Raw genomic sequence first — 25823 nt, 5'->3', positions numbered from 1 at the left:
CTGACCATCCTCAAAGCGTAGCAAGCGCCCGGGCCAGCCTGTTTGCGGCGGTCATTATTTCAGGCATGTATTTCCACATAAATTCTTGTCTTGTGTAGAATCAACGGCTGACAGCGGACGTATTCAAGAACGGGGCGATCCTAGTTTTGAATTTCCACCTGTTGTTAGCCGTGAATTACGTTTTACCGGGGATTACGATGAAGCAGTGGGTGCTGGCAGTGGTATTGCTGTGTGCCGGTTGTGTGACGACGACCGATCGCAATGTTCAAAATGAGGCGGTCGTCAGCCGCAGCTGGATCAATGCCGATGCGGGCTATCCGCAGAGCCACGCTTCCACACTGGTGCAAACCGAAAGTGGTGCGCTGCTGGCGGCCTGGTTTGGCGGTACCCACGAGCGCCACTATGACGTGGCGATTTATGTGGCCCGCTGGGTCGATGGCGAGTGGCTACCGGCAATGAAGGTCGCCACGGGCCGCGACAGTGCCGGTAACGCGATGCCGACCTGGAACCCGGTATTGTTCCAGTCACCCGGCCAGCCACTCACGCTGTTTTACAAGGTGGGCCCCAATCCCCGCGAGTGGTGGGGCATGATGACGCAGTCTGTGGATGATGGCGTAACCTGGAGCCGCCCTGCCCGGCTGCCCGATGGTGTTATCGGCCCGGTGAAAAACAAGCCGATCACCACCGGTATGGGCGCCTGGCTGGCGCCGTCGAGTACCGAGGACAACGGGCAGTGGCGTTTGCATTTTGAGCAGTCGAAAGACCAGGGCCAGAGCTGGACGCGGACCCCGGAGGTGGACCCGGGCCCGGGGCTGGACGCGATCCAGCCGAGTATTCTCACCTACGCGGATGGGCGCCTGCAGGCGCTGGCGCGTACCAAACAGGGAGTGATGGCCAGCACCTGGTCTTACGACAGGGGCCGGAGCTGGACGCCCTTGGCCGCGATTGATCTACCCAACCCGAATTCCGGCACCGATGCGGTAACCCTGGCCAGTGGCCTGCAACTGCTGGTGTACAACCACGCGGCCCACGCGCCCAACACGCCCGGAAAAGGCCCGCGCTATCCAATGAATATCGCCCTGTCTCAGGATGGTGAACGCTGGTATCCGGTACTGACGCTGGAGGCGGAACCGATCAAGGAGGGCTACGGGTATCCGGCGGTGATCCAGACCGATGACGGCCTGGTACATATCTCGTATACCGTCGGACGCAAACGCATTCGCCATGTGGTGGTCGACCCCACCAAATTGACAATGAATCAACAGTAGCGCCCTGCCCGCTTCACTTCTCAGGCATCCTTGTCCAATTTGCGCAGGAAGACTTCAATGATATCCACCGACTGGCTAACGTAGGGTTCAAACAGCCAGTAGGTGTGAATCACTTCGGGAAATTCGTAGTACTGATAGGGAATATCGAATCCCTTGAGTGTCTCTCCGACCTGCTTGTGTCCGAGGGTAAATCTCGGCTGGCCGCTGCTGATGACGAGGGTGGCCGGCGAGGTTTTGGAGAGGTGCGATGTTGGCGCTGCCTGGCGCCACAGTTCAGGCGACTGCTCCCTGTCGCTGCCGAGCCACGCCTGCAGGGGTGATTCCGGATTGGGACGCTCGTGGTCGAGGTTGAGTACGCCGTCGAGGTCGATCAGGGCATTGACGCGCACATCGCTCTTGCCAAACAGCTGTGATGGCCCCGCGTAGGCCAGCAGCGATGCCATATACCCACCGGAAGAGCCTCCCAGCACGGCGATCCTGTCGGTAACGATGCCGTAGTCACTGGCATTCTGATTAAGCCACTGCAGTACATCGTTCACGTCTTCCATGGCCGCCGGATACGGCGCCTCCAGTGACAGGCGGAATTCCGGCAGCACCAGAGTGTAACCGCGCTGGGCGAGCCGGTTTGCCAACGCATACATGTGCGAACGCTGGCCGGAACGCCAGCCACCGCCGTGAATCATCACGATGGTCTGCTGGTTACTGGTTTCCGGCGCGGGCATGAACACATCCAGGTGCAGCTCGCGCTGGTCGACCTGCTTGTAGCGGCGATCGAAAAATACCTGCTGGCCAGCGGTAAAGGTCAATGCGGGCCATTTCAAGGAAGAATCTTGTTTTTTGTAGCGGTAATAGCGCTCTGACGGGGTGTAAGAATCGTCTACCGGTATCGTATTGAGGCTGAGGCTGGGCTGTGCGGTAGCAAGCAGAAACAGCGCGATCGACGCGCGAAAAACGGGTGACATCAAAACGGCCTTAATTTCTCGGGTTATTGCTTTGCTAATGCGACATGTCGCACATACCGGAGCAGTAGAACATCTCTGCGCCCTGCTCTACAACCTTGGTCTAGTAGCCGCCGCTCCACCCGCGCATAAGCTGGGAGGGCAAACGTCCTCTGTGCGGTCTGCTCTCGGCCGTGCGCGCAAATCGTTTGTGCAGTCAAACATAATTCGAATAATGAAGGTACTAGCGATGAACGATAATCAACCGCCCTACAGGGGCGTCCTTACCCTATTCCTGTGTTTTCTCTCCGGGCTCTTTGCCACGGCTGCCAGCGCAGGCAGCTGGCAGCAGAGCCAGTCCATCGGCGGTTTTAATTCTGTGCATGTGTATACGCCGGATTCGGTGTCGCCTATCGGTAATGGCAAGGCATTGCTGATTGTGCTGCACGGCTGCGTGCAGCCCACCAGCAATTTCCTCACGGCAAAACTGGAGGTGGCGGCGGAGCAGTACGGCATGGTGATCGCGGTGCCGGATGCCATGAACAAGGCAGGCTACAGCTGCTGGTCTTACTGGCAGGGCACCAAGTCGCGCACGGCGGGCGACTATAAGAATCTGATCACACTCGCCAATACCATGAGCGGCGACGCCAGCCGCAATATCGACCCGGACCAGGTGTATATCGCCGGCCTGTCTTCCGGGGCATCTTTCGCCAATACCACCGCTTGTCTGGCACCGGATGTATTTGCGGGTATGGGCATCAGCGCGGGCCCGAGTATCGGTACCAGCTCCAACGGCGCTCTTGGTCCCTGTGAAACAGCGGATGTGGCCGCGCGCTGCAACAGCTATGCAGGTAGTTACAAGAGCCATTTCTCCATCCAGATCGCCTCCATTGCCCACGGCGACGCGGATACCACGGTGAACCTCTGCTACAACGAGCAGAATGCCAACGGCATGGCCGGGGTGTACGGCGTCAGCAAGCTGACCGGCACCAATACTATCAGCGAGGGCAGCAGCCGCACCGCGGAGGAAACCCTGTGGGAGGATGGCCGAGTTTCCATGCTGTGGCTGAACGACGTTCCCCACGCCTGGTCCGGCGGCGAAGGTGCCTCCGGCGGTTATATCTCGGCCAACAGCATCAACTACGCCTCCTACCTTGGCCAGTACTTTGCCGCCAACAACAAGCGCGTCGACCGCAATACCGGCCCGGCAGTCTCGAACCTTGCGGCCAGTGAGAACAGCGGCCTGCTGAGCATCAGCGGCAATGCGGTGGATGCCGAGGGCAGCGTGGCCGCTGTGGTCATCACCATCAGCAATCTGGATGGCGGCGCTCCGGTGGTGGTGGAAACGTTGAACGTCTCGTCGGTCGATTCCGCCGGGTACTTCAGCGCAACCAGTTCTGCTCTGGCCGATGGCCTTTACGAAGTGCGCGCTGTGGCTACAGACAACGAAGGTACAGACGGCGATGCCGCCAGCGTTACCACCCGCGTGGGACCGGAACCGGCAGCGAGCGCACCGGTGTTGAGCAATACCGCTGCCAACGTCAATGGCCAGTGCGCCACGGTGACCGGCACGGTGGTGGACGCAAACCAGAACCTGGCCTCCGTGGTAGTGGCGTTTGCCAATGGCTCTGTGAGCGCAAATGTGGCGGGCAACAGCTATTCCGCGCAGGGTTGTAACCTGCCCGGCGGAGCCAATACAGCAACGGTCACGGCCACCGACACCACTCAGCTCGCCAGCCAGGCTAGCGTCAACTTCACCATCGACGCCGGCCAGACCGGCGACTACAACTTCCATATCGGTGCCGGTCATATCACCTGGGGCGTGGGTTATTCCGCCTGTTACCTAGCTTTCGGTACCAGCCAGTTCACCATGCACGAGTACCCATCCGGCAGCGATTGCCAGTGGATTGCCGACGGCAACAGCAGTTGTGCCGGCCCCGTGCAGGCCTGTTCTTCTGGTAGCGGGAGTGGCGGCGGCGAACCGGCCACAGACACCGATGGCGACGGCGTGGAAGACGCGCAGGATAACTGCCCCAACACCGCCAACGCCGGCCAGGAGGACAACGATGGCGATGGCATCGGCAACGCCTGCGACAGTACTCCGGACGGCGATATAACCTGCACCGAGTTCACTGCCAGCAACTACAACCACGTGCAGGCTGGCCGCGCCACGACCACGGGCGGCTATGCCTATGCCGCCGGCTCCGGCGACAATCTCGGTCTCTACAACCTCTTTGTGACCACCACGCTGGCGGAGACAGCGGCTGGTTACTATGTGCTAGGCAGCTGCCCCTGACCCTGCGTAACGTCCTTGATGCAAGTGCAGTAAAGCGAAATCGGCCGTAAAATGTTGACCAGGCCCAGTCTTCACCATGTGCGGAGGCTGGGCTGGCAAAACATAAACCGATCATGCAGCACGGTTGTTTTCGCACCGTCGCCACTGCCATCGAGGACACACAATGCTCAAATTCCTGCTCTGGCTCATTCTGTTCGTTCTCTGCTGGCCACTCGCCCTGCTCGCCCTCCTGCTCTGGCCTCTTGTCTGGTTGATCTCGTTGCCATTCCGTCTCATCGGCATCACCTTCGAAGCCCTGTTCGCCTTCCTGCGCGCACTGCTCATGCTGCCAGCGCGGATGTTGGGCCATAAACCAGCACAGTAGGTAAGGAATACTCTTCGCCCATGACCATTAACAAACGCAATGAGGTACGCAGGATTCTGGTTCTCGGCGGTTATGGAAACTTCGGAAAACGTATTGTCGAAAGTCTGTCTGCTCTCAAGGGTATTACCCTTCTTATAGCCGGGCGAGATGCAGCAAAAGCAGACAAGCTGCGTCAACAGTTGGGTTCAAATAGCGCCAGAGCGGCACTAGAGACAGCCTTGGTGGACATCAATGATTCCGCGTTGACCCGACGGATCCAGTCCCTGGCACCGGATCTGGTAATACACACCAGCGGTCCATTTCAAGGGCAAAACTATCGAGTACCCGAAGCCTGTATCGCAGCTGGCTGCCACTATATTGACTTAGCCGATGACCGCCGCTTTGTTTGCGATATCACCTCGTTTGATGCCCGGGCGAAAGCCCTGGGACTTTTGGTTGTATCCGGAGCAAGCTCTGTACCTGGGCTCTCATCCACAGTCATAGATCGTTTCGCTGATGAATTCTCTGAGCTTGAAGAAGTTGATTTCGCGATCGCACCGGGTAATCAGGCCGAGCGCGGTGCGGCTACTGTGCGTGGCATTCTGTCATATACAGGCCGTCCATTTTTCGCGTTTCATAAGGGAAAATGGGTGAGTATTTATGGCTGGATGAACCCAAGGAAGCTGGACTTCGGCGGAACAATTGGCAAGAGATGGCTTGCAAATATTGATATTCCGGACCTTGAGCTCTTCCCACAACGCTACAATGGCGTCAGTTCTATCAGATTCCAGGCAGGTCTTGAATTACCCATTTTGCACTTCGGCATGGTCGCAATGGCATCTCTGGCTAGAGTTGGGATCGTGAGAAACTGGGCTTCGCTGACTTCGCCCATTGTCCGAGCAAGTGAACTTTTCATACGGTTTGGCACTGATATCGGCGGCATGCAGATAAATCTATCTGGCTTGGATAAAAATCAGCAACGCAAGCGCATTAAATGGACACTGTGCGCCGAGAATGGTGTGGGGCCTTATATCCCAACGATTTCTGCAATTATTCTCGCCAAGAAGCTGATTTCTGGCGATATTGAGGTGAGAGGAGCCACGCCTTGCCTAGGACTATATTCACTGGACGAATTTGATCAGGAGGCTTCACCACTCGGTATTTTTCATCAGGTAGAAAGATAACTTTGGAACATTATTTTCTCCTTAAATTGATACATATCCTGAGCGCTGTTGTCGTTGCGGGCACAGGAACGGGGATTGCATTTTTCATGTTTATGGCAAATCGGTCATCGAATATTGCCGCGATTGCCACCACGGCGCGACATGTCGTGCTGGCAGACTGGCTATTCACGGCGCCCGCAGTGTTAAGCCAGTTCGTAACCGGCGTACTTCTCATGCATAAACTCGGATATTCATTTTCTTCCACTTGGTTTCAGTCCGTCATTGCACTTTTCCTTTTCGTTGGGATCTGCTGGATACCGGTGGTCGTGATTCAATACCGGTTGAAATCGCTGGCTGAGGACTCGTTGGCTTCGGGTGTACTGAATCCGAACTTCAAGAAACTGATGCGATACTGGGTTGCACTTGGTGTTCCGGCATTCGCGTCGATACTGGTAATTTTCTGGTTAATGGTTTTTAAACCATTTCCCGTTGTATAGGTGCCTTTTTGCATTCCAACAACTACTTTTCGGCAAGACTCAGCCTCAGCTTCCTCTGGTTGGCTACGGCCCTTACGTCAGCTTTCTTCGCCAGAAATATCGGCTATGAAGTGTTGGCACACGGCGGAATTCATGGGAGCCTGGCCAGTATCTGTATATGGTCTGGCAGCGCACTGGATTTCTTGATTGGCGCTTGGCTACTCTCTGGAAGACAACTAAAGCTGTGCTATCTCATTCAGATTGCAGTAATCGTCACCTATACGCTTCTTCTGACCTTGATCAAGCCCGATTTCTGGCTCCACCCGTTCGGGCCATTGACGAAAAACATTCCCTTGCTGGTGATGATTTTCTACCTGTACCAAAATGACAGCCATTACCTCAACGACGGGCAACCTAAATGAAACCATTCGGCAGCTGCCACTGCGGCAATATCCCCCTGGAGGTCGCCAGACTCCCGACGGAAGTTACCAGCTGCAACTGCTCCCTGTGCCGGAGATATGCGGGGCTGTGGGCCTACTATGAGCCAAGTGAGGTCAACATCCATTACCAGAACCCTGTGAAAAGCTTTTATATCTGGGGTGACCGGGATATCGAGCACCATCGCTGCCACAGCTGCGGGTGTTTGACGCACCACATCACCACCGATAAATGCCCAGTGAAACGCATTGCGGTGAATGCGCGCATGGCGGCCCCGGAATTGCTGAAGAACTTGAAAATCAGGCAGGTGGATGGCGCATCCTTCTAGGCTGGTTCACAATTCCACTCTGCCCGCTTAAGGAATTTTTGTATGTCCGACGCACAACTCACCCAGATTGTCTGCCCCTCCTGCACTACTCCGAACCGTGTACCTCACCAGCGTTTGGGCGACCGCCCGCTGTGCGGAAAATGCCGCACTCCCTTGATCAGCGGCCATCCGATCAATGCCACAGACGCTAATTTCCGCCGCTTTATCGACAAGAGCGACCTGCCTGTGGTGGTGGATTTCTGGGCAACCTGGTGCGGTCCCTGCCAGCAGTTCGCGCCAGTGTTCAGTCAGGTTGCCGGGGAGATGGCGAACCAAGCAGTATTCGTGAAACTGGACACAGAGGCCAACCAGCAGACGGCGGGCGCTTTTCAGATCCGCTCTATTCCGACACTGATGGTGTTTCACCGGGGTCGAGAGATTGCGCGCCTGTCTGGCGCTCTGCCCAAACCACAGTTCGTGCAATGGCTGGCCCAGCAATTGCCGTAACGCCATCGCCAGTTTCATTTCGCCCTGCGGTTTTTGGGCACGTCACAGTTACAAAGTGGTAATCCGGTTGTGCTAAATCTATGGGGCTGCTCTAAAAATTCATCTCTCGTCTCCCCCGCGAACGCGGGGGTCCAGTAACTGCTGGGTTTCTGGATTCCCGCCTGCGCGGGAATGACGATTTTTAGAGATTCCCTATAGTCTTAATTTACTTCAGAACAGGAGAATAAGATGGCAACACCAGCAAAGAACACGGTATGCCTTTGGTACGATGGTGACGCCGAAGAGGCCGCGCGTTTTTATGCCGATGTATTTCCCGATTCCTCCGTTAACGCTGTTCACCGGTCACCAGGCGATTTTCCATCCGGCAAGGAAGGCGACGTGCTTACGGTAGAGTTCACGATAATGGGTATTTCCTGCCTTGGCCTGAATGGCGGGCCCGCATTCACGCACAATGAAGCATTTTCCTTTCAGGTTGCAACGGAAGACCAGGCCGAAACTGACCGCTATTGGGATGCAATCATCAACAATGGTGGCGAAGAGAGTGCTTGCGGCTGGTGCAAGGACAAATGGGGAACTTCCTGGCAGATAACTCCGATTGCTTTGACAAAGGCGGTGACCAGCCCCGATCGCGCAGCAGCCAAGCGCGCGTTTGAGGCGATGATGGAGATGCGGAAAATCGACGTTGCCACTATTGAGGCGGCCGTCCGCGGTTGACCCAGTCGAACATTCTGACACAGCAATCTCTAAGTCCACTACATAATTATCTGCCGGACACACGATGAATCTACAGAAACTTTTCGGCATAGAATTGCCCATCATTCAGGCGCCCATGGCCGGTGTACAGGGCAATGCACTCGCCGTAGCGGTTTCCAATGCCGGCGGCCTCGGTTCTCTGCCCTGCGCCATGCTCAGCCCGGAAAATTTGAGAAACGAACTGGCGGCGCTCACGAGCCAGACGAACAAGCCTTACAACGTCAATTTTTTCTGTCATGTGCCGCCCGAGCCCGATGCGAAGCGGGAACAAAGCTGGCGAAAAGCACTCTCGCCTTACTTTGAAGAATTCGGGCTCGCCCCAAACGAGGTGCCTCAACAGCCGGGACGCACTCCCTTTAGCGCGGAGGCGGCAGATATTCTGGAGGAATTCAAACCGCCGGTGGTGAGTTTTCATTTCGGCCTGCCGAAGCCGGAATTGCTGGCGCGGATACGCGCATGGGGTGGGAAAATTCTTTCTTCCGCGACGACGGTCGACGAAGCGCTATGGCTGGAGGCACACGGTGTAGATGCCATCATCGCCCAGGGGCTGGAAGCGGGTGGACATCGCGGTTTCTTTCTGTCGAAAGACCCTGCCACCCAGGTCGGCACCTTTGCGCTGATTCCGCAGATAGTGCAAGCAGTGAGGGTACCGGTCATCGCTGCAGGCGGTATCGCCGACGCCAGCGGTGTAGCTGCAGCGATGGCGCTCGGCGCTGCAGGCGCACAGATAGGTACGGCCTACCTGCTCTGCCCCGAAGCCACCACTTCAGTGGTGCATCGGGCCGCATTGAAAACACGAGAGGCCCGCACCACTGCGCTCACGAACCTGTTCAGCGGTGGCGCTGCTCGTGGAATTGTGAACCGCTTGATGCGCGAACAGGGGCCGATGAATGGGCAAATCCCGGAATTTCCTCTGGCGTCAGCTGCCTTGGCCCCGCTTCGCGCCAAGGCCGAAAGCCTGGGCAACGGCGACTTCTCACCACTGTGGGCGGGGCAAAACGTAAGTGGCTGCAAGGAGATTTCTGCAGCCCAGCTTACCCGGGAGCTGGCAGACTATATCCAGAACTCCCGCTGATCATTTTAAAAACAATAACGCTCACACCGCACGCGTTTTTATTGCGACATGCTCGCGGTGTTATGCACATTAACGTGAGGTTTCGCGAAGGTTCGCGGTGGGCCGATCAATGGCGTTTTTACTGGTGTCGCAGCACCGGGAACAATCACAATGGAATTTTCGCCTGGGTTGATGTCGTACAGCGCCGGACCCGCTTTTTTCCAGTTGTTCATAAGCCAGATATTGCCTGACGGATCGATACCACCACCAGTCAAACGGTCCAGCGCATCACTGGTGTAGCCGGTGGGTGGCGATATGGGATCGCCCAGATTGAGGCCTTGCGGACATTTGCCGGAGCCGCAGAAATGGGAAATGGCGGTGTTGCCAAACTGGGTATCTTCGGTGATCCCCTCCACCGGCGACTGGCCAAAATTGAACACCCACAGTGAGTCCGCGCCGTCGATGGCATTGCCCCAAGGCAGGCCGAGCCCCCCTTGGTTTATGATCTGCATCGGCTCGCCGCCATCCGCGGGGAAAAACACAATGGAAGGATTGGGGCCGTCTTGCGGTTCGTAGGGATCCACACAGGGAATTCTCACCCCGCTGGTGCTGTTCACCCACATGTTGCCCTTGCTGTCACCAGAAATACCGATGGGATAGGAGATATCGACCATGGAGGTATCCTTAACTTGGATATCGCCGTCCACGGTGAGCATGTATACCTCTCCGGAGTTATTGCCGGTGACCCAGGCCCGCCCTTTGGGATCTATGGCAATCGCAAAGGGCTTCAGATTCGGCGCCTCCGGTGTTCCCGCACCTGGCAGCGGGAAATTTTTCGCGAGCAGCGGATTGCCCTTCGGTATCAGGGTAATGGTGTCGTTGCCGCAGTTTGCGATCCAGATATTGCCCTCCCTGTCAGAAACTGTGCCCTGAGGCCACCAGATATTGCCTTTTGTAAACCCACTTTCGGGTGACAGCGGCTTGCCGTTGGGCAGAAAGAGAGAAACGCTATTGTGCGTTGCGGGGATTTTTTTTGCCGGGTCCGGGGGAATATTGCCGTTGGCACAGCTCGGCGCCTCAAACCCGTAGTTACCTACCCAAAGGAGCCCGCGGGGATCGAAGGTTACGCCGAATCCGGCACCACTGAGGCCACCGCCGGTAAAGGGCGATCCGGGAAAAGTTTCACCCCAGGGGTAGAACTTCAGCAGGCGCTGCCCGGTACAGGCGAATTCGTCGGGGGCGCGCGGCTTGTAGTTGTTGATGACCCAGGCATAGCCTTTCTCATCAATGGCCACGTTGCCCGGACCGTTCATCAGATTGTCGCTGTCCTGTTCAGAATAGAAACCGCCGGTGAACTTGATAAACAACAACCAGTTGGTTGGTCTCTCGGTCAGCGCCGGCTGGTATAGCGGCAACGCTAACGACAACAGATACACCGGATCGTCTGCCGCAGAAGGATAATTTGGGTAAGCGGGCGATTTCATAATATTCGCGATTGCCTGCAGTACATTGGTCGCCGGTGTTTCGCCCGCGTGGCTGGTTGCGGCAAACAATGCGTGACAGTGAATCGAGTCGGCTACACAGCCGGCCACCACATTGGTCAGAGAATTGAAGGTCGCGAAGGTGGATGTTTCACTGCCGTTAGGGGTGCGGCGCAGCACTTCACCGACTTTGCCCGTTTTCGGGTCGGCCATATTTTCGGCCATTCTTACGGCGTTGAGCATGCCGTAGGTATTGCCGCGAACCCTATCTCCGTGCACAAACTGTGCGAAAGCCGCTCCGGTGGCAACGGTGGTGCGCTCGTTGATAACGACGTTCTCAAGCCTTCCCGCCCCGCTTCCGGACGCGGCCACCAACATGACTGGCCCTTTCTCCGCGATCACAAACAGTACCGGGCGCAGGTAATCGGGTAATTGTGGCGGCATCCAATACCGGAGTTCAAACTCGCCTGCGGCATCGGTGTGCGTGGTTGCGAGGATGCGATCAAACGGCAGGCCGGCTACACGACTGGCGTAAAGCGACACTTTATAGCCGCGCAACGGCGCCCCATTGCCTTCTACTTTGCCCCGGAGTGTTTTGCCCAACGGCAGCCAGTTTCCAATCGGCCCCGGGAAACCTCCATTCTCCCAGTGCTGAGCTGCTTCATGCTGGAGGTTCGCACCGAGTGAAGGCTTAGGGGTTGAATTGCGGTGAACAGAACCCGAAGAATGAGCATCGGCCCAGTTAATCTGCGCCAGGGGCTCTGCCGAGACGCCCGACAGCAGGCCTCCAAGCACCATGGTGAAAACTGTGACAGCTACTGATCTGCCGAATAAAACACATCCCGAACCGACAGAATCAATCATGAACCTCACTCCTTTACTACGCAGTTCACTGTCAGTAATTCCATTAAAAAAAGTATGGCACAGGACGATTTGACGTCCACATGGCGTTGTCCGACCCGGTTGCTCCGGCGATCTTCTGCTGGCGCCTGCGGTCTCTATGCCCCGCCTAATCCTCGCGCTGGGCCGCGCAACCGTGCGACGGGCGACCGGAAGAGCGGGTTGGAATTCCTCGCCATTCCAGCCACATTCCGCTAAATTGCCCACCTCTCGATGCCGCAAGGCAACCGAACCCTCTTGCTGTAAGGAACCCCGATGTATCCACCCTCCTCCACCACCGCGCCGGTCGCGGACGGTGCGCCCGCTCATTCCCGACTCGCGGAAATCGCCCTGGCCCTTGGCGGCTTTGGCATTGGCACCGGCGAGTTTGTGATTATGGGGCTGATGAACCGTGTGGCGATCGACCTCGGAGTCACAGCACCGGAGGTGGGGTATGCCATCAGCAGCTACGCCCTGGGAGTCGTGGTGGGCGCACCGATTATTGCGTTGCTGGCGGCGCGAGCGCCGCGGCGGACACTGTTGATTGTGCTGATGCTGGTATTCGCGGTGGGCAATATTGCCAGCGCCTTTGCGCCTGGCTTCTGGTCGTTTATCGGCTTGCGCTTTTTGGCCGGGCTTCCCCACGGTGCCTACTTTGGTGTGGCCGCACTGGTGGCTGCCGCGGCAGTGCCACCCAATCAGCGCGCACGCGCGGTTGCGCGGGTGATGACGGGGCTTACACTGGCAATCCTGATCGGCGCACCACTAGCAACTTGGGCAGGTAATCTGTTCGGGTGGCAGATTGCCTTTGTCGGCGTGGGTGTGGTGGCGTTGCTGACCGCGTTGATGGTCTGGCAGTTCGTTCCAGTGCAGCCACAGGATCCGGAAGCCAGCCCGACGCGAGAGCTGTCGGCATTGGTCAAACACAGAGTGTTGTTCACTTTGGGGATTGCCGCTGTCGGCTTCGGCGGTATGTTCTCAGTATTCAGTTATGTAATGCCGACACTGACTCAACAGGCGGGTATGGCGGAATCTCTTGGCCCTCTGGTACTCATACTGTTCGGCCTCGGCGCCATTGCCGGCAATCTGCTCGGTGCACGCGTAGCAGACTGGAATGTATTGCGGGCATTTCCGCTGATACTCACGTGGTGCGCCGTGGTGCAGGCGGGATTCTATTTCGCCGCGGATTATGTGTGGCCGGGCATTCTGTTCGTCGGCTTGGTGGGCACCAGTATGGCATTGGGCCCCGCGGTGCAGACACGTCTGATGGACGTGGCCGAGGGTGGCCAGACCATGGCGGCGTCTCTGAACCACGCGGCCTTCAACCTGGCCAATGCACTGGGCGCCTGGCTGGCAGGTGTGGCCATCAACGCCGGCTTTACGTGGTCAATTACCGGTCCCGTGGGCACGCTGTTGGCCATTGGTGGCCTGCTGGTATTTTTTGCCGGGCGTTTGGTGGAAAAGCGCAGCGAAACCGCAAGTGCGGTACCAACGCCGCTCTAGTCAGTCCATACCGTTAATGATCTATATTGTCGTCACTCGATGCGCGGCATTCACCGCGCCGGCTGCTCCCGTTGGTCGCGTGACTCGTTAATTGCCAATACTATTTTTCGCGGTTTTTTGCTGCCATGCCGGGTATTCGGCTTCCAGAAAATTCGCGGGCCAATAGCCGTACCAGCTGTATCCGGTGCGGCGCTCCGCATCCACTTCGGACAATTGATAGACCCGCTTACCATCGCGGTTGGCAAGAAACGGCTCGCTGGTTTCCAGGTCGTAGAACCGCGCCCAGATGGGCTTTGCTCCGGCGTCTTCCACCACAACCAGATCGTAGTCTGCGGCGTGGTAGTCGAAGCGCTGGCTGTCGGCTTCCACCCGATCGATGCGAAAGCCTGCAAGTTTTGCGGATTCCAGCCAGGTGGCGCCGGCGTTTACCGCGTCGACAATCTCTGCGGAGGGATTGTCGATGGACATCAGATATTTCAGCACCGGCACGGTTTCCCAGGCGAGCACGCCGGGCAGTTCATAGGCTCGCCCCTGTGCAGGCCGCAGCGTCTTTTCATGATACTGGCCCGCCCAACCGGTGCGCTTGCCGCCGATACGCACCTGTAAATCCAGCAATAGCGCATCACCTTTGGCGACGGCTTGCGCAGCCCGGTTGCGAAGTGTTCCGTCAATGTAATCGAAGGGATATTTACCCACAGCCACTTTGCGTAGAAAAGTGAGCACACCGGGCATGACTTCGTCGGCGATGGTGATATGGCGGAAATACGCGAGATCGGTGCGATCCGGCGAGTGCGCCCAACCGCCATTTGGGTATTGGCGATCCAGTGTGTAGCGCAGCCCTTTCAGCGCCGCATCGCGGTAGCGGGTATCGCCGGTCTGCTTGAAGGCCTTTGACAGGTATTCAATCTGCGGGTAAATATTACGGTTGTCGAAGCTGGCATCCGCCAGGGATTTGTCTTCAAGAGCCCGTTTGCGCTCATCGGCGGACACAACTCTCAGCGGGTGCTTGTTGGTGGGCCAGCCGCCGCTGTCGCGCTGGTAGAGCAACAGGTTGTCTGCGATGGATTCGATCTGGTTCAGCTCGAAGTGCTCAACGCCAGCTTCGCCGGTCCGGTCGTTCCAGTGTTTGATCGCATCGTAGAAGCCGTCGATGGAGATGGGCTGATACGCCGGCTTCTGCGACTCCGCATTGGCGATGGAGATAAAGCCCGCCAGTACCGTGCCCATTAATGGAAGAAATAATTTGCAGCGATCTCTCGTCATTATTTTTTTCTCTGATTCTGATTATCTGTTGGCTTGCAGCAGCCAGACTTTCTCCAGAGCGGTGACCTTTCCCTTCAGTCCGCCGGGCACCTCCACCGCGTCAACCAGTTGCAGCTGGTATGCACCGCTGTACAGTCGTTGTATCTCCTCGTCACTCACACAAAATGGTGGGCCAGGCTGCAGGTTCTGGTCGTAATCGAAGGAAATCAGCAATTGCGACGCGCTGCCGGTAATCTGCTGTAAATGCGCGGCGTAATCCACCCGCATATTCTCTGGCAATGCCACCAATGCTGCGCGGTCGTAGATGGCATCCACGGAACCCAGAGCCTCACGCTGCAGCTGGAACATATCCCCCACAAAGACGTCGAGATTTTCTGCGCTATAACGCTTCAGCTCCCCCTGCTCAGCAACTTGTGGTGTAAGCGCCAGTTCTGCGAACAGCTGCTGGATTGCCGTTTCACTCAGCTCAGCCCCGGCCACACGGTAACCCTGCTCCAGCAGCCAGCGGATATCCAGGGTTTTACCGCATAAAGGCAGGAACAGACGCGCACCCGGTTGCAAGCCGAGCTGCGGGAAATGTTTCACTAGTAGCGCATGGGCCTCTGGATTGTGAAAGCCGATTTCGTTTTTCTGCCACTTTTGCAGCCAGAAGGATTGTTCCATGGAAATGTCACTCTTCTCTTTTCTCTAGCTCAATCGAGCGCCGCTGTTTCTTCGTCTTCCCGCTTGACCTGTTTGTGCTGGTCCTCACTCAAACCGAATTTCCAGTAACTGGAAATATACCGCATAGAAGGTTCTATCGGTCGCTCGTTGCGGAACAGGTCGCGCAGCTGGCGCATGGTGGAAAACTCGCACGCGCACCAGACGGACACCCTGCCCTCTGGCCAGGCCAGGGCCCTGATCTCGGACAGCAGTTGCCCGCCGGGCGCATTAATATCTCTGCACACTACCCAGTGAATCTCCACCCCGGGCGGGCACTGCAGGGGCTGGCGATCTTCTTCGCTGGTAATTTCAATGATGGCGTGACCGCGGGCATTCTGGGGCAACAGCGCCAGGTTCACACTGATGGCCGGCAGCGCCGTCATGTCTCCCACCAGCAGAAACCAGTCACCTTCGGGGTGGATAAGCTTGCGCGCTCCCGGGCCGCCAACCAGTATTTTATCGCCGGGCTTCGCCTGCATGGCCCAGGCGCTCGCGGGGCCCGGGTGCTCGTGCAGCGCGAAGTCGATGTCAATTTCACTCTCCCGCTGGTGGCGAATGGTATAGGTCCGCATCAGCGGGCGCTGACCTTCCCCCTGGTTGAACAGAAGTTTTACGTAGGCGCTCTCCTGATCTTCGGGGAAGCCATGCAGCCCCTCACCGCCCAAAGTGACGCGCAACATGTTCGGTGTGATCTGGCGGCTGCCAATCACTTGCAGTTCTCTCGGTGCTGGTTTCGGCATTCAGGTTACCTCGGGAATTTCGTTACTCAATTGGAATTACACTCAGGGTCGGCATTGAGATTTGCCACCATTCGGGCACTCAGCTCGGTAAACAGCTGCAACTCCTTCTGCGTCAGGCCGCGAGTCATCCGGGCCGCAGCTTCCCGCTCTGCCGCCAGCAACTGCTGCATGACGGCGCGGCCTTTTTCCGTTGGAAACAGCAGCTGGCTGCGGCCGTCAGTGGGGTTCGGGCGCTTTTCAATCAGGCCGTCATTCAACAGCTCTTTGAGCACCCGGGTGATCTGGGCCTTATCGCGCTGCATACGCCGGGCAATGGAAAAGGCAGTGGACTCGGGATTGCGGTAGATGCCCTTGAGAGCGCGGATATGAGTGATGGGGAGCCCAAGCTCACGCTCCGAAACTTCCGCCCGCAGGCAACATTTATAGCCGTGTGCGAGTCGATGCAGGGTATCGCTCAGGTTTGAACCCGGTTTGTCCATGGTTTCTTCATCTACCGAATTAATTGATATTGTCAACTTATCCACGTTAGGTGACACTGTCAACTAATTTGTTTTATGACTCTTGAGTTACCGAGAAATTTCGCCGCTATAATCGCCGCCATGTCCGATTTACCCATCTATGAGGTGCTGCCAGCGCTGCTGGACACACTCAACATTCACAACAATGCTGTGCTGCAGGCGCCTCCCGGTGCCGGCAAGACGACGGCCGTTCCGCTCGCGCTGCTGGAGAGCCCATGGCTTGCAGAACGCAAGATCATCATGCTGGAGCCCCGACGGCTCGCCGCCCGCTCTGCGGCGGCGCGAATGGCGGAATTGCTGGGGGAACCGGTGGGTCGGACGGTGGGATACCAGATCCGTGCGGAGCGCAAATCCAGCCGCGACACCCGTATCCTCGTGGTGACCGAGGGTATTCTCACCCGGCTGCTGCAGTCAGACCCGGAGCTTGCCGATACAGCGCTGGTGATTTTCGATGAGTTCCACGAGCGCAATCTGCAGGGCGATCTGGCACTGGCACTTTGCCTGCAGTCACAGGAAGTACTGAGGGAAGACCTGAAATTACTGGTGATGTCCGCAACGTTGGACGCAGAGGCCGTGGCCGGCCTGCTGGACAATGCGCCGGTTATCACCAGCGAGGGGCGCGCCTATCCGGTGGAAGTGGAGTATCTACCCCACCCGGAGGTACCCAATGCCCCCCGCCAGCTACCATCACTCATGAGCCGCAAAATACGTGAGCTGATTGAGCAGCACGACGGCAGTTTGCTGGCATTCCTGCCCGGGGTGGGCGAGATTCGCCAGGTGGAAAGCGATCTGCGGGAATCACTGGGCAAGCGCCCCGACATCTTGATTGCTCCGCTCTACGGCGATCTGAAAAAAGAACAACAGGACGCGGCCATCGCCCCCTGCCCGCAGGGTCGGCGCAAGATCGTACTGGCGACCAACGTTGCGGAAACGTCGCTCACTATCGAGGGCATCCGCCTTGTCGTGGATTCCGGTCTCATGCGGGAGTCCCGTTTCGATCCCAACACCGGTATGAACCGGCTAGTCACCACGCAGATTTCCCAAGCCTCTGCCACCCAACGCACCGGCCGCGCGGGGCGCCTCAGTGCTGGCCACTGCCTGCGCCTGTGGAGCGAATCCACCCAGCGCGGCATGGCAAAGAAAAACTCACCGGAAATACTGCTAAGCGATCTGGCGCCGGTGATGCTGGAGTTGGCCAAATGGGGCGTGAGCGATGCGCGCGAGTTGCGCTGGCTGGATCTGCCACCACCGGGGCCAACCGCCCAGGCGCAGGAACTGCTGATAGAACTGGGCGCGCTTGACCGGGAACTGCGTATTACCGGCCACGGCGAAAAAATGCTGAGCCTGGGCACGCACCCGCGCCTTGCACACATGATGCTGAAAAGTGTTGAGCTTGGCCTTGAAGAACCCGCCACCCTACTTGCGGCCCTGTTATCCGAGCGAGATATTTTCCGCGGGGAGCAGCGCTGGGACAGGGATATTCACAAGCGCATGGAAGTGCTGAACGGCACTTCCAGAAACAGCAGCGCAGATTTCGCCGCAATCCAGCGAATTCGCCAGCAGGCAGCATCCTGGCGTGCACAACTGGCCGGTAACGCGCATAGAGCCACCCAGGCACCGGACCCGTACGACACCACCGGTGTACTGCTCGGTTTCGCCTACCCGGATCGGATTGCCAAAAGCCGCCGCGACCGCGAGCGGCGCTTCCTGTTGTCAAACGGGCGCGGTGCGCATTTCTCCCACGACGACGAGCTCGCGCTACAGGGGTATATTGTCATTGCCGATCTCGACGGGCAGGGTCGCGATGCACGCATTCAGCTGGCGGCCCGTATCAGCAGTGAGGCACTGTACGAATATTTTGCCGAGCTCGTCGAAACCGATGAATTTGTGCGCTGGGACAACAGTACCGGACGCGCAATTGCCAGCATTCAGACAAGGCTCGGCAAGCTGGTAATGGAAGAAAAGCCAGCACAGGATATTTCCCCGGCACTTTTAAGCCGCGCCCTTCTGGACGCCATCCGCCAAATTGGGTTGCGCGCGCTCTCGTGGAGCAACGAGGCGGAGTGTATTCTGGAGCGGGTACGTTTTTTACATAGCCAGCGCGAGCATTTTGGTGATCTGGTGGATACGCTGGCACTTCCCGATTGGAGCGACACTGCACTGCTGGAAACAATGGATGAATGGCTGCTGCCACATTTGAGTGGTTTCAGCAAACTGGATCATTTAAAACAACTGGATCTGAAGAACATCCTGCAATCGCAGCTGGAATGGTCCACCCAACAACGGATTGACGAACTGGCACCCAGCCATGTCGCGGTTCCCAGTGGTTCGCGCATCGCCATTCAATACCGCGAAACTCCTCCGGTGCTGGCCGTGCGCCTGCAGGAGATGTTCGGCCTTGCGCAAACACCAGCCATCCTCCATGGCCGCTATCCGCTGATGATTCACCTGCTCTCCCCCGCCCATCGCCCGGTACAGGTTACGCGGGATCTGGCGAGTTTCTGGAGAAATACCTATCAGGAGGTGAAAAAAGAGTTGCGCATCAAATACCAGAAACACTTCTGGCCGGATGACCCCACAACGGCCCAGGCGACCAATAAAACCAAAAAACGCATGGACCACTAACGCCCTGCTCTTCGAACCGGGCGCGCAGGTCGATCACGAAACAGTCAACCTGCCACGCCGGTACCAAATTCGCTTCCGACATTTGCAGACTGGTCATGCAGGTCTGCAACCCCGTCAACATAACGCTCCTGCCATCTCCGAGAAAAATAGCCGCCAAACTTCGGCTTTTTCCCGTACCACTTTCCAAATTGGACAGAACTGGGACGCCACCTTACCGTTTTCCCCGGATATTTTGGGAACCCGTCTTGTTCGACACAAAAAGCTGACGGGCCATCCCTCGCAATAAAAATGAGAAGGCGAAAATGAGAATACGAAAACACCCGGATCTTTGCAGAAACCTCTGCACACTTTTTGCCGGCCTGTGCGCGACGCTGCTGTTTGCCCAGGCCAATGCGACCCTGTTCCAAGCCGAGGACTATAGCGCCTTTTACGATACCACCCCGGGCAATACCGGTGGCGCCTACCGCGCGGACGACGTGGATATCGAGGCCACCAGCGACAGTGGCGGCGGCCACAATGTGGGCTGGGTGGTCGCCGGTGAATGGCTTGCATACAACAATCTGGTCATTCCCAGCAGCGGGCAGTACATCGTGCGTTTTCGCGTTGCCAGTGCGACTGGAGGAACCCTTTCCAACGACCTGAATGGTGGTTCGATTGTGCTCGGCAGCCTGAATGTACCGAATACTGGCGGCTGGCAAAACTGGCAGACCATTTCCCACCAAGTCCACATCGATGCGGGTACTTACAGTCTCGGCGTGTACGCCACTACCGGAGACTGGAATCTGAACTGGATTGAAGTGGTGCCCGCGACTCCGGCCAGTGGTGTTGCAACCATTTATCAACACTGCAATTACACTGGCTGGTCTGCGGGACTCGGGGTCGGCAGTTACAATCTTGCAAGCCTGCAGGCGCTAAGATTCGTGGATAACGATGCATCATCCATACGCGTTTCATCCGGTTACCAGGCAACGCTCTATGCCAACGACAACTTCAGCGGCGCATCGGTAACCGTCACCAGCGACGATAGTTGCCTCAACAACGAAGGCTTTAACGATAACATCACCTCCATCGTAGTCAGCCCCGCAGCCACCAATGGACTGGTATGGGCGGATGAGTTCAATGCAATCAACACCGCTGACTGGACCTTTGAAACCGGCGGTGGTGGTTGGGGTAACAGCGAATTGCAGTACTACACCGCGGGCCAGAACGCTTCTATTCAGTACGACGCCCAGGCGGGCAGTAATGTGCTGGTAATTGAGGCGCGCCGGGAAGACGGCCGCAACTGCTGGTACGGCGCCTGCCAATATACGTCGACCCGGATGATCACCGGTGGGAAAAAGGAGTTCCAGTACGGCCGCATCGAAGCCCGTATAAAGCTGCCGCAAACCCAGGGTATCTGGCCGGCGTTCTGGATGCTGGGAGGTAATATCCGCACCGGTACCCCTTGGCCGAACTCCGGGGAAATCGACATCATGGAGCATGTTGGATTCGAGCCGACACTCACGCATGGCGCCCTTCACGGTCCCGGTTACTCCGGCAACACTCCGATCATGGGCACCTACAATGTCGGGCAGAATGTTGACGCTGGCTACCATGTGTATGCGGTGGAGTGGAACAGCAACGGCATCAGCTGGTTCGTGGACGGCAACAACTTCTACAACGCCTCTCGCGCCCAGGTGGAGCAGTATGGCCCTTGGGCCTTTGATCATCCGTTCTTCATCCTGCTGAATGTGGCGGTGGGGGGAACCTGGCCGGGAAGCCCGGATAGCAGCAGCGTATTCCCACAGCGGATGTATGTGGATTACGTGCGAGTTTACCAGTAATTTTCCGTCTCACAGGAAAATGAAAAACGCGGGCAATGCCCTAATGCCAGTCAGTTAAGCCAACTGACTGGCATTACGGCTACGGCCGCGTTTTCTGCATTCAATAGTTCAGAAACTACAGCTAGGACTGATCGATACCAGTATCGACCGCTCTCAGCGACAGCCTCTCCCCCAGAAATTCCCAGACCGCATCTACTGAACGATTACGGGCCTTGCGCCCAAGGCACACCAAGTGAATCGGAGCGCTCTCTGGATGTCTCCACCGACGCAGAACCGGCACCAGTGCGCCACTCGTAAGTTCCCGCTCAATAATCAATGGGTCAACCTGAATAATCCCCAATCCCATTGTTGCCATTTCAACCAGTGCACTGGCATTGTCCGACGTAACAGCCGGCTCAATCAGTAATGACTCAATAGCGCCAGCTGGTGCCTCGGGATCGACAAATGGCCAATGGTTTGCATTCAGTTGTTGGCTGCGAAAAACCAAACATTGGTGATCCCGCAGTTGGGACGGATCAACTGGCTCACCATGCAATCGCAAATAGGCCGGACTCGCGAAATATCCCCAGGTCTTTACACCAATCTGGCGCGCCACCAGGGAAGAGTCGGGCAAATGCCCGATTCGCACCGCGATATCCACACCGGTCTCGATCAGGTCAACCTGCTGATCATCAATATTGAGGTCCAGGGTAATACGCGGAAACTCAGTTTTCAGCGCAGGCAGTATAGGTAGCAACAGTCGCTGAGTGATCAGTGTGGAACTGCTGATTTTTACCGAACCCGACGGTTGTTGCTGCTGGTCCAGCCGCAATTGCTCCGTATCAAATACCAACTGTTCCAGGGTTGCCGTGGCTTTCAGCAGGGATTCTCCGATTTCCGTCAGTCGCAGTTTTCGGGTAGAGCGTTGCAACAGACGCTGACTGAGATGCCCTTCCAGTTGTGCCACTTTTTTGCTGACCGCTGAACGAGACAGCTGCAAGTGATCCGCGGCCGCCTGGAAGCTGCCGCGCTTGGCAACCTGCTGAAATACATACAGATTGGGTAATTGCAAATGCAGTGGCTCGTCCATTATTCACATCTCCGCAACTCAAAAGATTCCCAAATGGAAACAATCCGTTTCCTTGAACGCCCCTAATCAGAGCGAATTGTCGGAGTTAGAGTGGTCACCGTCAATCACAAGCAATGAGCGTTGTATGAATCAGAAGCATTATTTGATCACCGGGGCGACCGCGGGTATTGGACTGGCAACCGCACGGAAACTGGCCTCTGCCGGCCATCATCTAACCATCACTGGACGCGACACAGGGAAGTTACAGGATGTCGCGGCAGAAATAGCCCAGCTTGGCGATGGTGAAGTTACCACTCAGCTGTGTGACAGTGCTGATATGGCGCAGATCACCGCCATGGCTGCCGCCCTGCAGCGTGACGGCCTTGCTTATGATGGCATTGTGCTGAATGCGGGCATCTTCCTGCCGCAGAACTTCTCTGACCTCAGCGAGACTAACTTTGATCAGACGATGGCGGTCAACTTCAAGGCGCCGCTGTTCACTCTGCACTCACTATTGCCCTGCCTGAATAACCCAGCGAGTGTCGTATTCGTATCATCGCTGGTGGTACACAAAGCCTTCCCAGGTGCCGCCTCATACAGTGCCAGCAAAGCCGCTTTTGAGGCCGCTGCACGGGTGCTCAATCTCGAACTCGCAGGGCTGGGAATTCGTATTAATTCGATACGGCCAGGTGTGACCGCAACCGAAATCCAGCGCAAGGCTGGAATGAGTGAAAAGCAAATCGCAGAACTATCGGGAACCATGCAGGACACGGCACTGGGGAGAATATTGACCCCCGAGGACATGACAGCAGCAATTAGCTACCTGCTGAGCGATGCCAGTGTGGGAATGCGCAACGCCTATCTGGACATAGATGGTGGCTTCGTCTTGTAACGATTCTCCCGCCACGCTGCATTTTTTACGCGGATACCCTAAGACGCTCCTGCGCTATAGGGTATCCGAGTGGGTCCCGGGTTTGGTGAGTTTATCCAGATGGAAGTGATGACCGCTACCAGTCAGTAGCGTAGAAATGGACAGTGCCACCCTGACGGGAGCCGTCCAATCTTGTTATAGTCCGCGCTCAAAGTTGCATCGTTTTGAGAGCACCCACGTGAAACGGATTTTTTCAACCGCTTTTCAGTTACCCGTCTTATTTACAATATGCCTTACGGCATCCCTCACCGCGTGTGATTTTGAGCGCGTACCCAACTTTTACCCTGAAAAAGGATACACCGATCACCCTCAGGAGATGCGCGACTTTGTCGCTGGTCTACGGGGATATGCCCGGGAACTGAAACCTGGCTTTATTGTTGTAGGGCACGGCGCTTTGCCACTGGTAAGCGCAAATGAACGCACCAATGGTACTCCGGACAGTGTGTATATCCGCAATCTGGATGGCCTCGCACAAGACGCTCTCTTTTATGGCCACGATGGTATCGACCAGCCCACAACCGACGGCCGTCGCAACGAACTGCGCAGCTATCTGGACATGGCCCGGAAGAATGGCAATACCACAATCCTGGCAACCGACTTCGCAGTGAGCGAACACAAAATCGACAATGCCTACCAACTGAGCGATGACGCCGACTACCTCGGGTATGTGGCCGACCACCGCGAACTCGACAATATCCCCCTCTACCCCGACGAACCTTACAAGGTAAATCGTCGCGATATCCTGGAACTTGACGAGGCGAGCAACTTCCTTGTTCTGACCAATACCACTCTGTACTCAACTCGCCAGGCGCTGGTGGACGCTCTCGCGGAGACAGATTACGACGTGATTGTGATGGATTTCTTTTTTAATGGAGAAGAATTTACGTCAGATCAGATTCGCCAGTTACAGCGAAAAGCCAATGGCGGATTGCGGCTGGTGCTGGCAACGGTGAATATCGGCGAAGCGGAAAGCAACCGTTACTACTGGAAAAACCACTGGGTATCCAACCCGCCGAACTGGTTGAAAGAAGAGATTTCCGGAAGCGGCCGGTATTACGTCAATTACTGGACTCCCACCTGGCAGAACATCATCTACGGCAGCAGCGGTTCTTATCTGTACAAAATTGCAAATGCTGGTTTTGACGGGGCCTACCTACTGGGCCTGGATGCCTACCAACATTTCCAGAATTGATCAGGTGACTTCCGCAAGAAGGAACATCCGGACACAAAAAAGGCGAACTGAACAGTTCGCCTTTTTTTGTTTCCGACCAACGTCAACGCCGTGAATGCGCGAGCGAAATCAGATGCAATCAGACCAGATCAGTAGTAGGCCTGTGATTTATCCGTGTGGTCGGTGATGTCTTTCACCCCAGCCAGCTCCGGAATTTTCTCTTTCAGGGTTTTCTCTACACCCTCTTTCAGTGTCATGTCGACCATACCGCAGCCCTGGCAACCGCCGCCGAACTTCAGCACCGCGTACATATCTTCAGTAACCTCCACCAGACTGACCTGACCGCCGTGTGAAGCGAGCCCTGGATTTACGTCGCTGTAGAGCACGTAGTTGATACGGTCTTCGATCGGGCTATCGTCGGTAACCTTGGGCATACGCGAATTGGGTGCGCGGATGGTTAGCTGGCCACCCATTTTATCGGAGGAGTAATCTACCCTGGCCTCGTCCAGGTAGGGCACGCTGCGGCCTTCAAAATAGGCTTTGAAGCCATTCAGCTGTACTTCCACATCACCCTCTTTTTCTTCGCCGGGGCGGCTGTAGGCAATACAGGTTTCCGCATTGGGCGTTCCCGGGTTGGATACGAACATACGGATGGCGATGCCCTCGCAGTCCTGTTTGGCCAACAGATCGCGCAGGTACTCCTGGGCGGAGTCGGTGATGGTGACGTTCAATTCTGACGGCTGTGCTGACATAGACCTTCTCAAATAACCGGACTTCCTGAAACGGCGCCGAACGGGAATAACCAACCTCGGCAGTCGGGTATTCTACGCCCATCTGCGCGCGAGTTAAACCAGACCGCTGCATACGCCCCTTAAGTGGGTTCAGCGCACCTGTGAGAGCGCCCCCAGCAGGGCCCGGGCCGTACCTTCCGAAGAAGCTGGATTCTGACCGGTGATCAGGAGCCCATCGGTGCAGATGTGACTCTTCCAGTCGTCGCCTTTGGAATAGTTTGCTCCCCGTTCTATGAGCATATCTTCCACCAAAAACGGTACCACGTCGGTCAGCTCCACCCCCTCTTCTTCGCTGTTGCTGAACCCCGTCATTTTCCTGCCGCGCACCAATGGCTCGCCGTGCTCATCCACCGTATGGCGAAACACCGCCGGGGCATGGCACACGGCGCCCACCGGTTTGCCCGCGCGGTAGAAACCCTGAATGATGACCACGGAACGCTGGTCCTCGGCCAGGTCCCACAGTGGGCCGTGGCCGCCCGGATAGAACAGCGCATCGAACTCGTCCGAATCCACCTCATTCAGGGTCAGGGTATTGGCGAGCGCCTCTTGGGCGATGGGATCGTCGCGAAAGCGCCGGGTCGCCGCGGTCTGGGCATCCGGGGCGTCACTTTTGGGGTCGAGAGGCGGCTGTCCACCCTTGGGGGACGCAATGGTCACATCTGCCCCGGCATCCACAAATACGTAGTACGGCGCAGCGAACTCCTCCAGCCAGAAGCCGGTTTTCTTGCCGGTGTCTCCCAGCTGATCGTGGGATGTCAGAATCATCAGGATCTTCATGGGCTCCTCCCCTGTCGTCATTCCTGCG

General features: G+C 56.9%; 24 protein-coding genes. 15 read left to right on the top strand and 9 right to left on the bottom strand.

Translation table 11 applies throughout. The annotated features are described in order from the left end of the window. The first annotated feature begins 197 nt into the window (after positions 1 to 197). Positions 198 to 1268 carry a sialidase family protein gene (locus tag FDY93_RS09505; RefSeq protein WP_138235487.1) on the top strand — a complete coding sequence of 357 codons (1071 nt, stop codon included), beginning with the start codon at positions 198 to 200 and terminating at the stop codon, positions 1266 to 1268. Positions 1269 to 1288: 20 nt separating this feature from the next. Here FDY93_RS09505 and FDY93_RS09500 read toward each other — a convergent pair whose 3' ends face one another. After that, positions 1289 to 2230: an alpha/beta hydrolase gene (locus tag FDY93_RS09500; RefSeq protein WP_138235486.1), complete on the bottom strand. Its 942-nt coding sequence runs from the start codon at positions 2228 to 2230 to the stop codon at positions 1289 to 1291. A gap of 226 nt (positions 2231 to 2456) precedes the next feature. On the opposite strand from FDY93_RS09500, the gene FDY93_RS09495 reads away from it, so the two are divergent. The 9 genes from FDY93_RS09495 (at position 2457) to FDY93_RS09455 (ending at position 9564) form a co-directional block, all read left to right on the top strand. After that, a complete protein-coding gene (locus FDY93_RS09495) occupies positions 2457 to 4502 on the top strand; it encodes an extracellular catalytic domain type 1 short-chain-length polyhydroxyalkanoate depolymerase (protein WP_138235485.1) in 2046 nt (681 codons plus the stop codon). A gap of 163 nt (positions 4503 to 4665) precedes the next feature. Continuing rightward, positions 4666 to 4866 (top strand): hypothetical protein, encoded by a 201-nt coding sequence (locus FDY93_RS09490; RefSeq protein WP_138235484.1) that lies wholly within the window; start codon positions 4666 to 4668, stop codon positions 4864 to 4866. Positions 4867 to 4886: 20 nt separating this feature from the next. Further along, positions 4887 to 6029, top strand: coding sequence for a saccharopine dehydrogenase family protein (locus tag FDY93_RS09485; RefSeq protein WP_138235483.1), 1143 nt, complete (start codon positions 4887 to 4889; stop codon positions 6027 to 6029). Positions 6030 to 6031: 2 nt separating this feature from the next. Then, positions 6032 to 6505: a DUF2269 family protein gene (locus FDY93_RS09480; RefSeq protein WP_138235482.1), complete on the top strand. Its 474-nt coding sequence runs from the start codon at positions 6032 to 6034 to the stop codon at positions 6503 to 6505. An 8-nt stretch (positions 6506 to 6513) separates the two neighbouring features. Continuing rightward, positions 6514 to 6906 carry a DoxX-like family protein gene (locus tag FDY93_RS09475; RefSeq protein WP_138235481.1) on the top strand — a complete coding sequence of 131 codons (393 nt, stop codon included), beginning with the start codon at positions 6514 to 6516 and terminating at the stop codon, positions 6904 to 6906. After that, positions 6903 to 7250 carry a GFA family protein gene (locus tag FDY93_RS09470; protein WP_138235480.1) on the top strand — a complete coding sequence of 116 codons (348 nt, stop codon included), beginning with the start codon at positions 6903 to 6905 and terminating at the stop codon, positions 7248 to 7250. Before FDY93_RS09475 ends, FDY93_RS09470 begins: the two co-directional genes overlap by 4 nt. A 42-nt stretch (positions 7251 to 7292) precedes the next feature. Next, positions 7293 to 7736, top strand: a complete 444-nt coding sequence (trxC, locus tag FDY93_RS09465; protein WP_138235479.1) for a thioredoxin TrxC — start codon at positions 7293 to 7295, stop codon at positions 7734 to 7736. Between the two features lie 228 nt (positions 7737 to 7964). Further along, on the top strand, positions 7965 to 8450 hold the full coding sequence (locus FDY93_RS09460) for a VOC family protein (RefSeq protein WP_138235478.1): 486 nt from the start codon (positions 7965 to 7967) through the stop codon (positions 8448 to 8450). A 64-nt stretch (positions 8451 to 8514) separates the two neighbouring features. Continuing rightward, the gene (locus FDY93_RS09455; protein WP_138235477.1) at positions 8515 to 9564 is read left to right on the top strand and encodes an NAD(P)H-dependent flavin oxidoreductase; all 1050 of its coding nucleotides are present in this window, start codon (positions 8515 to 8517) and stop codon (positions 9562 to 9564) included. 38 nt (positions 9565 to 9602) lie between these two features. Here FDY93_RS09455 and FDY93_RS09450 read toward each other — a convergent pair whose 3' ends face one another. After that, a complete protein-coding gene (locus tag FDY93_RS09450) occupies positions 9603 to 12233 on the bottom strand; it encodes a hypothetical protein (protein ID WP_138235476.1) in 2631 nt (876 codons plus the stop codon). On the opposite strand from FDY93_RS09450, the gene FDY93_RS09445 reads away from it, so the two are divergent. Next, positions 12180 to 13406 (top strand): MFS transporter, encoded by a 1227-nt coding sequence (locus FDY93_RS09445; RefSeq protein WP_138235475.1) that lies wholly within the window; start codon positions 12180 to 12182, stop codon positions 13404 to 13406. The two genes, FDY93_RS09450 and FDY93_RS09445, sit on opposite strands and share 54 nt — an antisense overlap. A gap of 87 nt (positions 13407 to 13493) precedes the next feature. Here the strand turns inward: FDY93_RS09445 and pelA are convergent, their stop codons facing one another. From pelA to FDY93_RS09425, 4 genes are read right to left on the bottom strand one after another with little or no spacing between them, the layout of a single operon-like run. Continuing rightward, positions 13494 to 14669, bottom strand: a complete 1176-nt coding sequence (gene pelA, locus FDY93_RS09440) for a pectate lyase (protein ID WP_138235474.1) — start codon at positions 14667 to 14669, stop codon at positions 13494 to 13496. A 21-nt stretch (positions 14670 to 14690) separates the two neighbouring features. Next, positions 14691 to 15332 carry a thiopurine S-methyltransferase gene (gene tmpT, locus FDY93_RS09435; RefSeq protein WP_138235473.1) on the bottom strand — a complete coding sequence of 214 codons (642 nt, stop codon included), beginning with the start codon at positions 15330 to 15332 and terminating at the stop codon, positions 14691 to 14693. Positions 15333 to 15361: 29 nt separating this feature from the next. Continuing rightward, positions 15362 to 16111, bottom strand: coding sequence for a siderophore-interacting protein (locus FDY93_RS09430; RefSeq protein ID WP_138235472.1), 750 nt, complete (start codon positions 16109 to 16111; stop codon positions 15362 to 15364). 26 nt (positions 16112 to 16137) lie between these two features. Continuing rightward, positions 16138 to 16590, bottom strand: a complete 453-nt coding sequence (locus tag FDY93_RS09425; protein WP_138235471.1) for a MarR family winged helix-turn-helix transcriptional regulator — start codon at positions 16588 to 16590, stop codon at positions 16138 to 16140. A gap of 120 nt (positions 16591 to 16710) precedes the next feature. Between FDY93_RS09425 and hrpB the strand changes: the two genes are divergently transcribed. Both hrpB and FDY93_RS09415 read left to right on the top strand, forming a co-directional pair. Further along, entirely contained in the window at positions 16711 to 19254 is a 2544-nt protein-coding gene (gene hrpB / locus FDY93_RS09420; protein ID WP_138235470.1) for an ATP-dependent helicase HrpB, read from the top strand. Between the two features lie 302 nt (positions 19255 to 19556). Further along, positions 19557 to 21077 (top strand): family 16 glycosylhydrolase, encoded by a 1521-nt coding sequence (locus tag FDY93_RS09415; RefSeq protein WP_138235469.1) that lies wholly within the window; start codon positions 19557 to 19559, stop codon positions 21075 to 21077. A gap of 121 nt (positions 21078 to 21198) precedes the next feature. Here FDY93_RS09415 and FDY93_RS09410 read toward each other — a convergent pair whose 3' ends face one another. Next, positions 21199 to 22146 (bottom strand): LysR family transcriptional regulator, encoded by a 948-nt coding sequence (locus FDY93_RS09410; protein WP_138235468.1) that lies wholly within the window; start codon positions 22144 to 22146, stop codon positions 21199 to 21201. A gap of 124 nt (positions 22147 to 22270) precedes the next feature. Between FDY93_RS09410 and FDY93_RS09405 the strand changes: the two genes are divergently transcribed. Together FDY93_RS09405 and FDY93_RS09400 are read left to right on the top strand one after the other, a co-directional pair. Next, a complete protein-coding gene (locus FDY93_RS09405; RefSeq protein WP_138235467.1) occupies positions 22271 to 23017 on the top strand; it encodes an SDR family NAD(P)-dependent oxidoreductase in 747 nt (248 codons plus the stop codon). Positions 23018 to 23450: 433 nt separating this feature from the next. Beyond that, positions 23451 to 24248 carry an endo alpha-1,4 polygalactosaminidase gene (locus tag FDY93_RS09400; protein ID WP_166215599.1) on the top strand — a complete coding sequence of 266 codons (798 nt, stop codon included), beginning with the start codon at positions 23451 to 23453 and terminating at the stop codon, positions 24246 to 24248. 128 nt (positions 24249 to 24376) lie between these two features. On the opposite strand, the gene nfuA is transcribed toward FDY93_RS09400, so the two are convergent. After that, a complete protein-coding gene (gene nfuA, locus FDY93_RS09395) occupies positions 24377 to 24979 on the bottom strand; it encodes a Fe-S biogenesis protein NfuA (RefSeq protein WP_138235465.1) in 603 nt (200 codons plus the stop codon). Positions 24980 to 25108: 129 nt separating this feature from the next. Beyond that, positions 25109 to 25795 (bottom strand): type 1 glutamine amidotransferase domain-containing protein, encoded by a 687-nt coding sequence (locus FDY93_RS09390; protein ID WP_138235464.1) that lies wholly within the window; start codon positions 25793 to 25795, stop codon positions 25109 to 25111. Between the last annotated feature and the right edge of the window lie 28 nt (positions 25796 to 25823).

The organism is Microbulbifer harenosus, assembly GCF_005771435.1.
GTDB classification, from domain to species: domain Bacteria; phylum Pseudomonadota; class Gammaproteobacteria; order Pseudomonadales; family Cellvibrionaceae; genus Microbulbifer; species Microbulbifer harenosus.
This window is presented reverse-complemented; position numbering and strand designations above follow the sequence as displayed.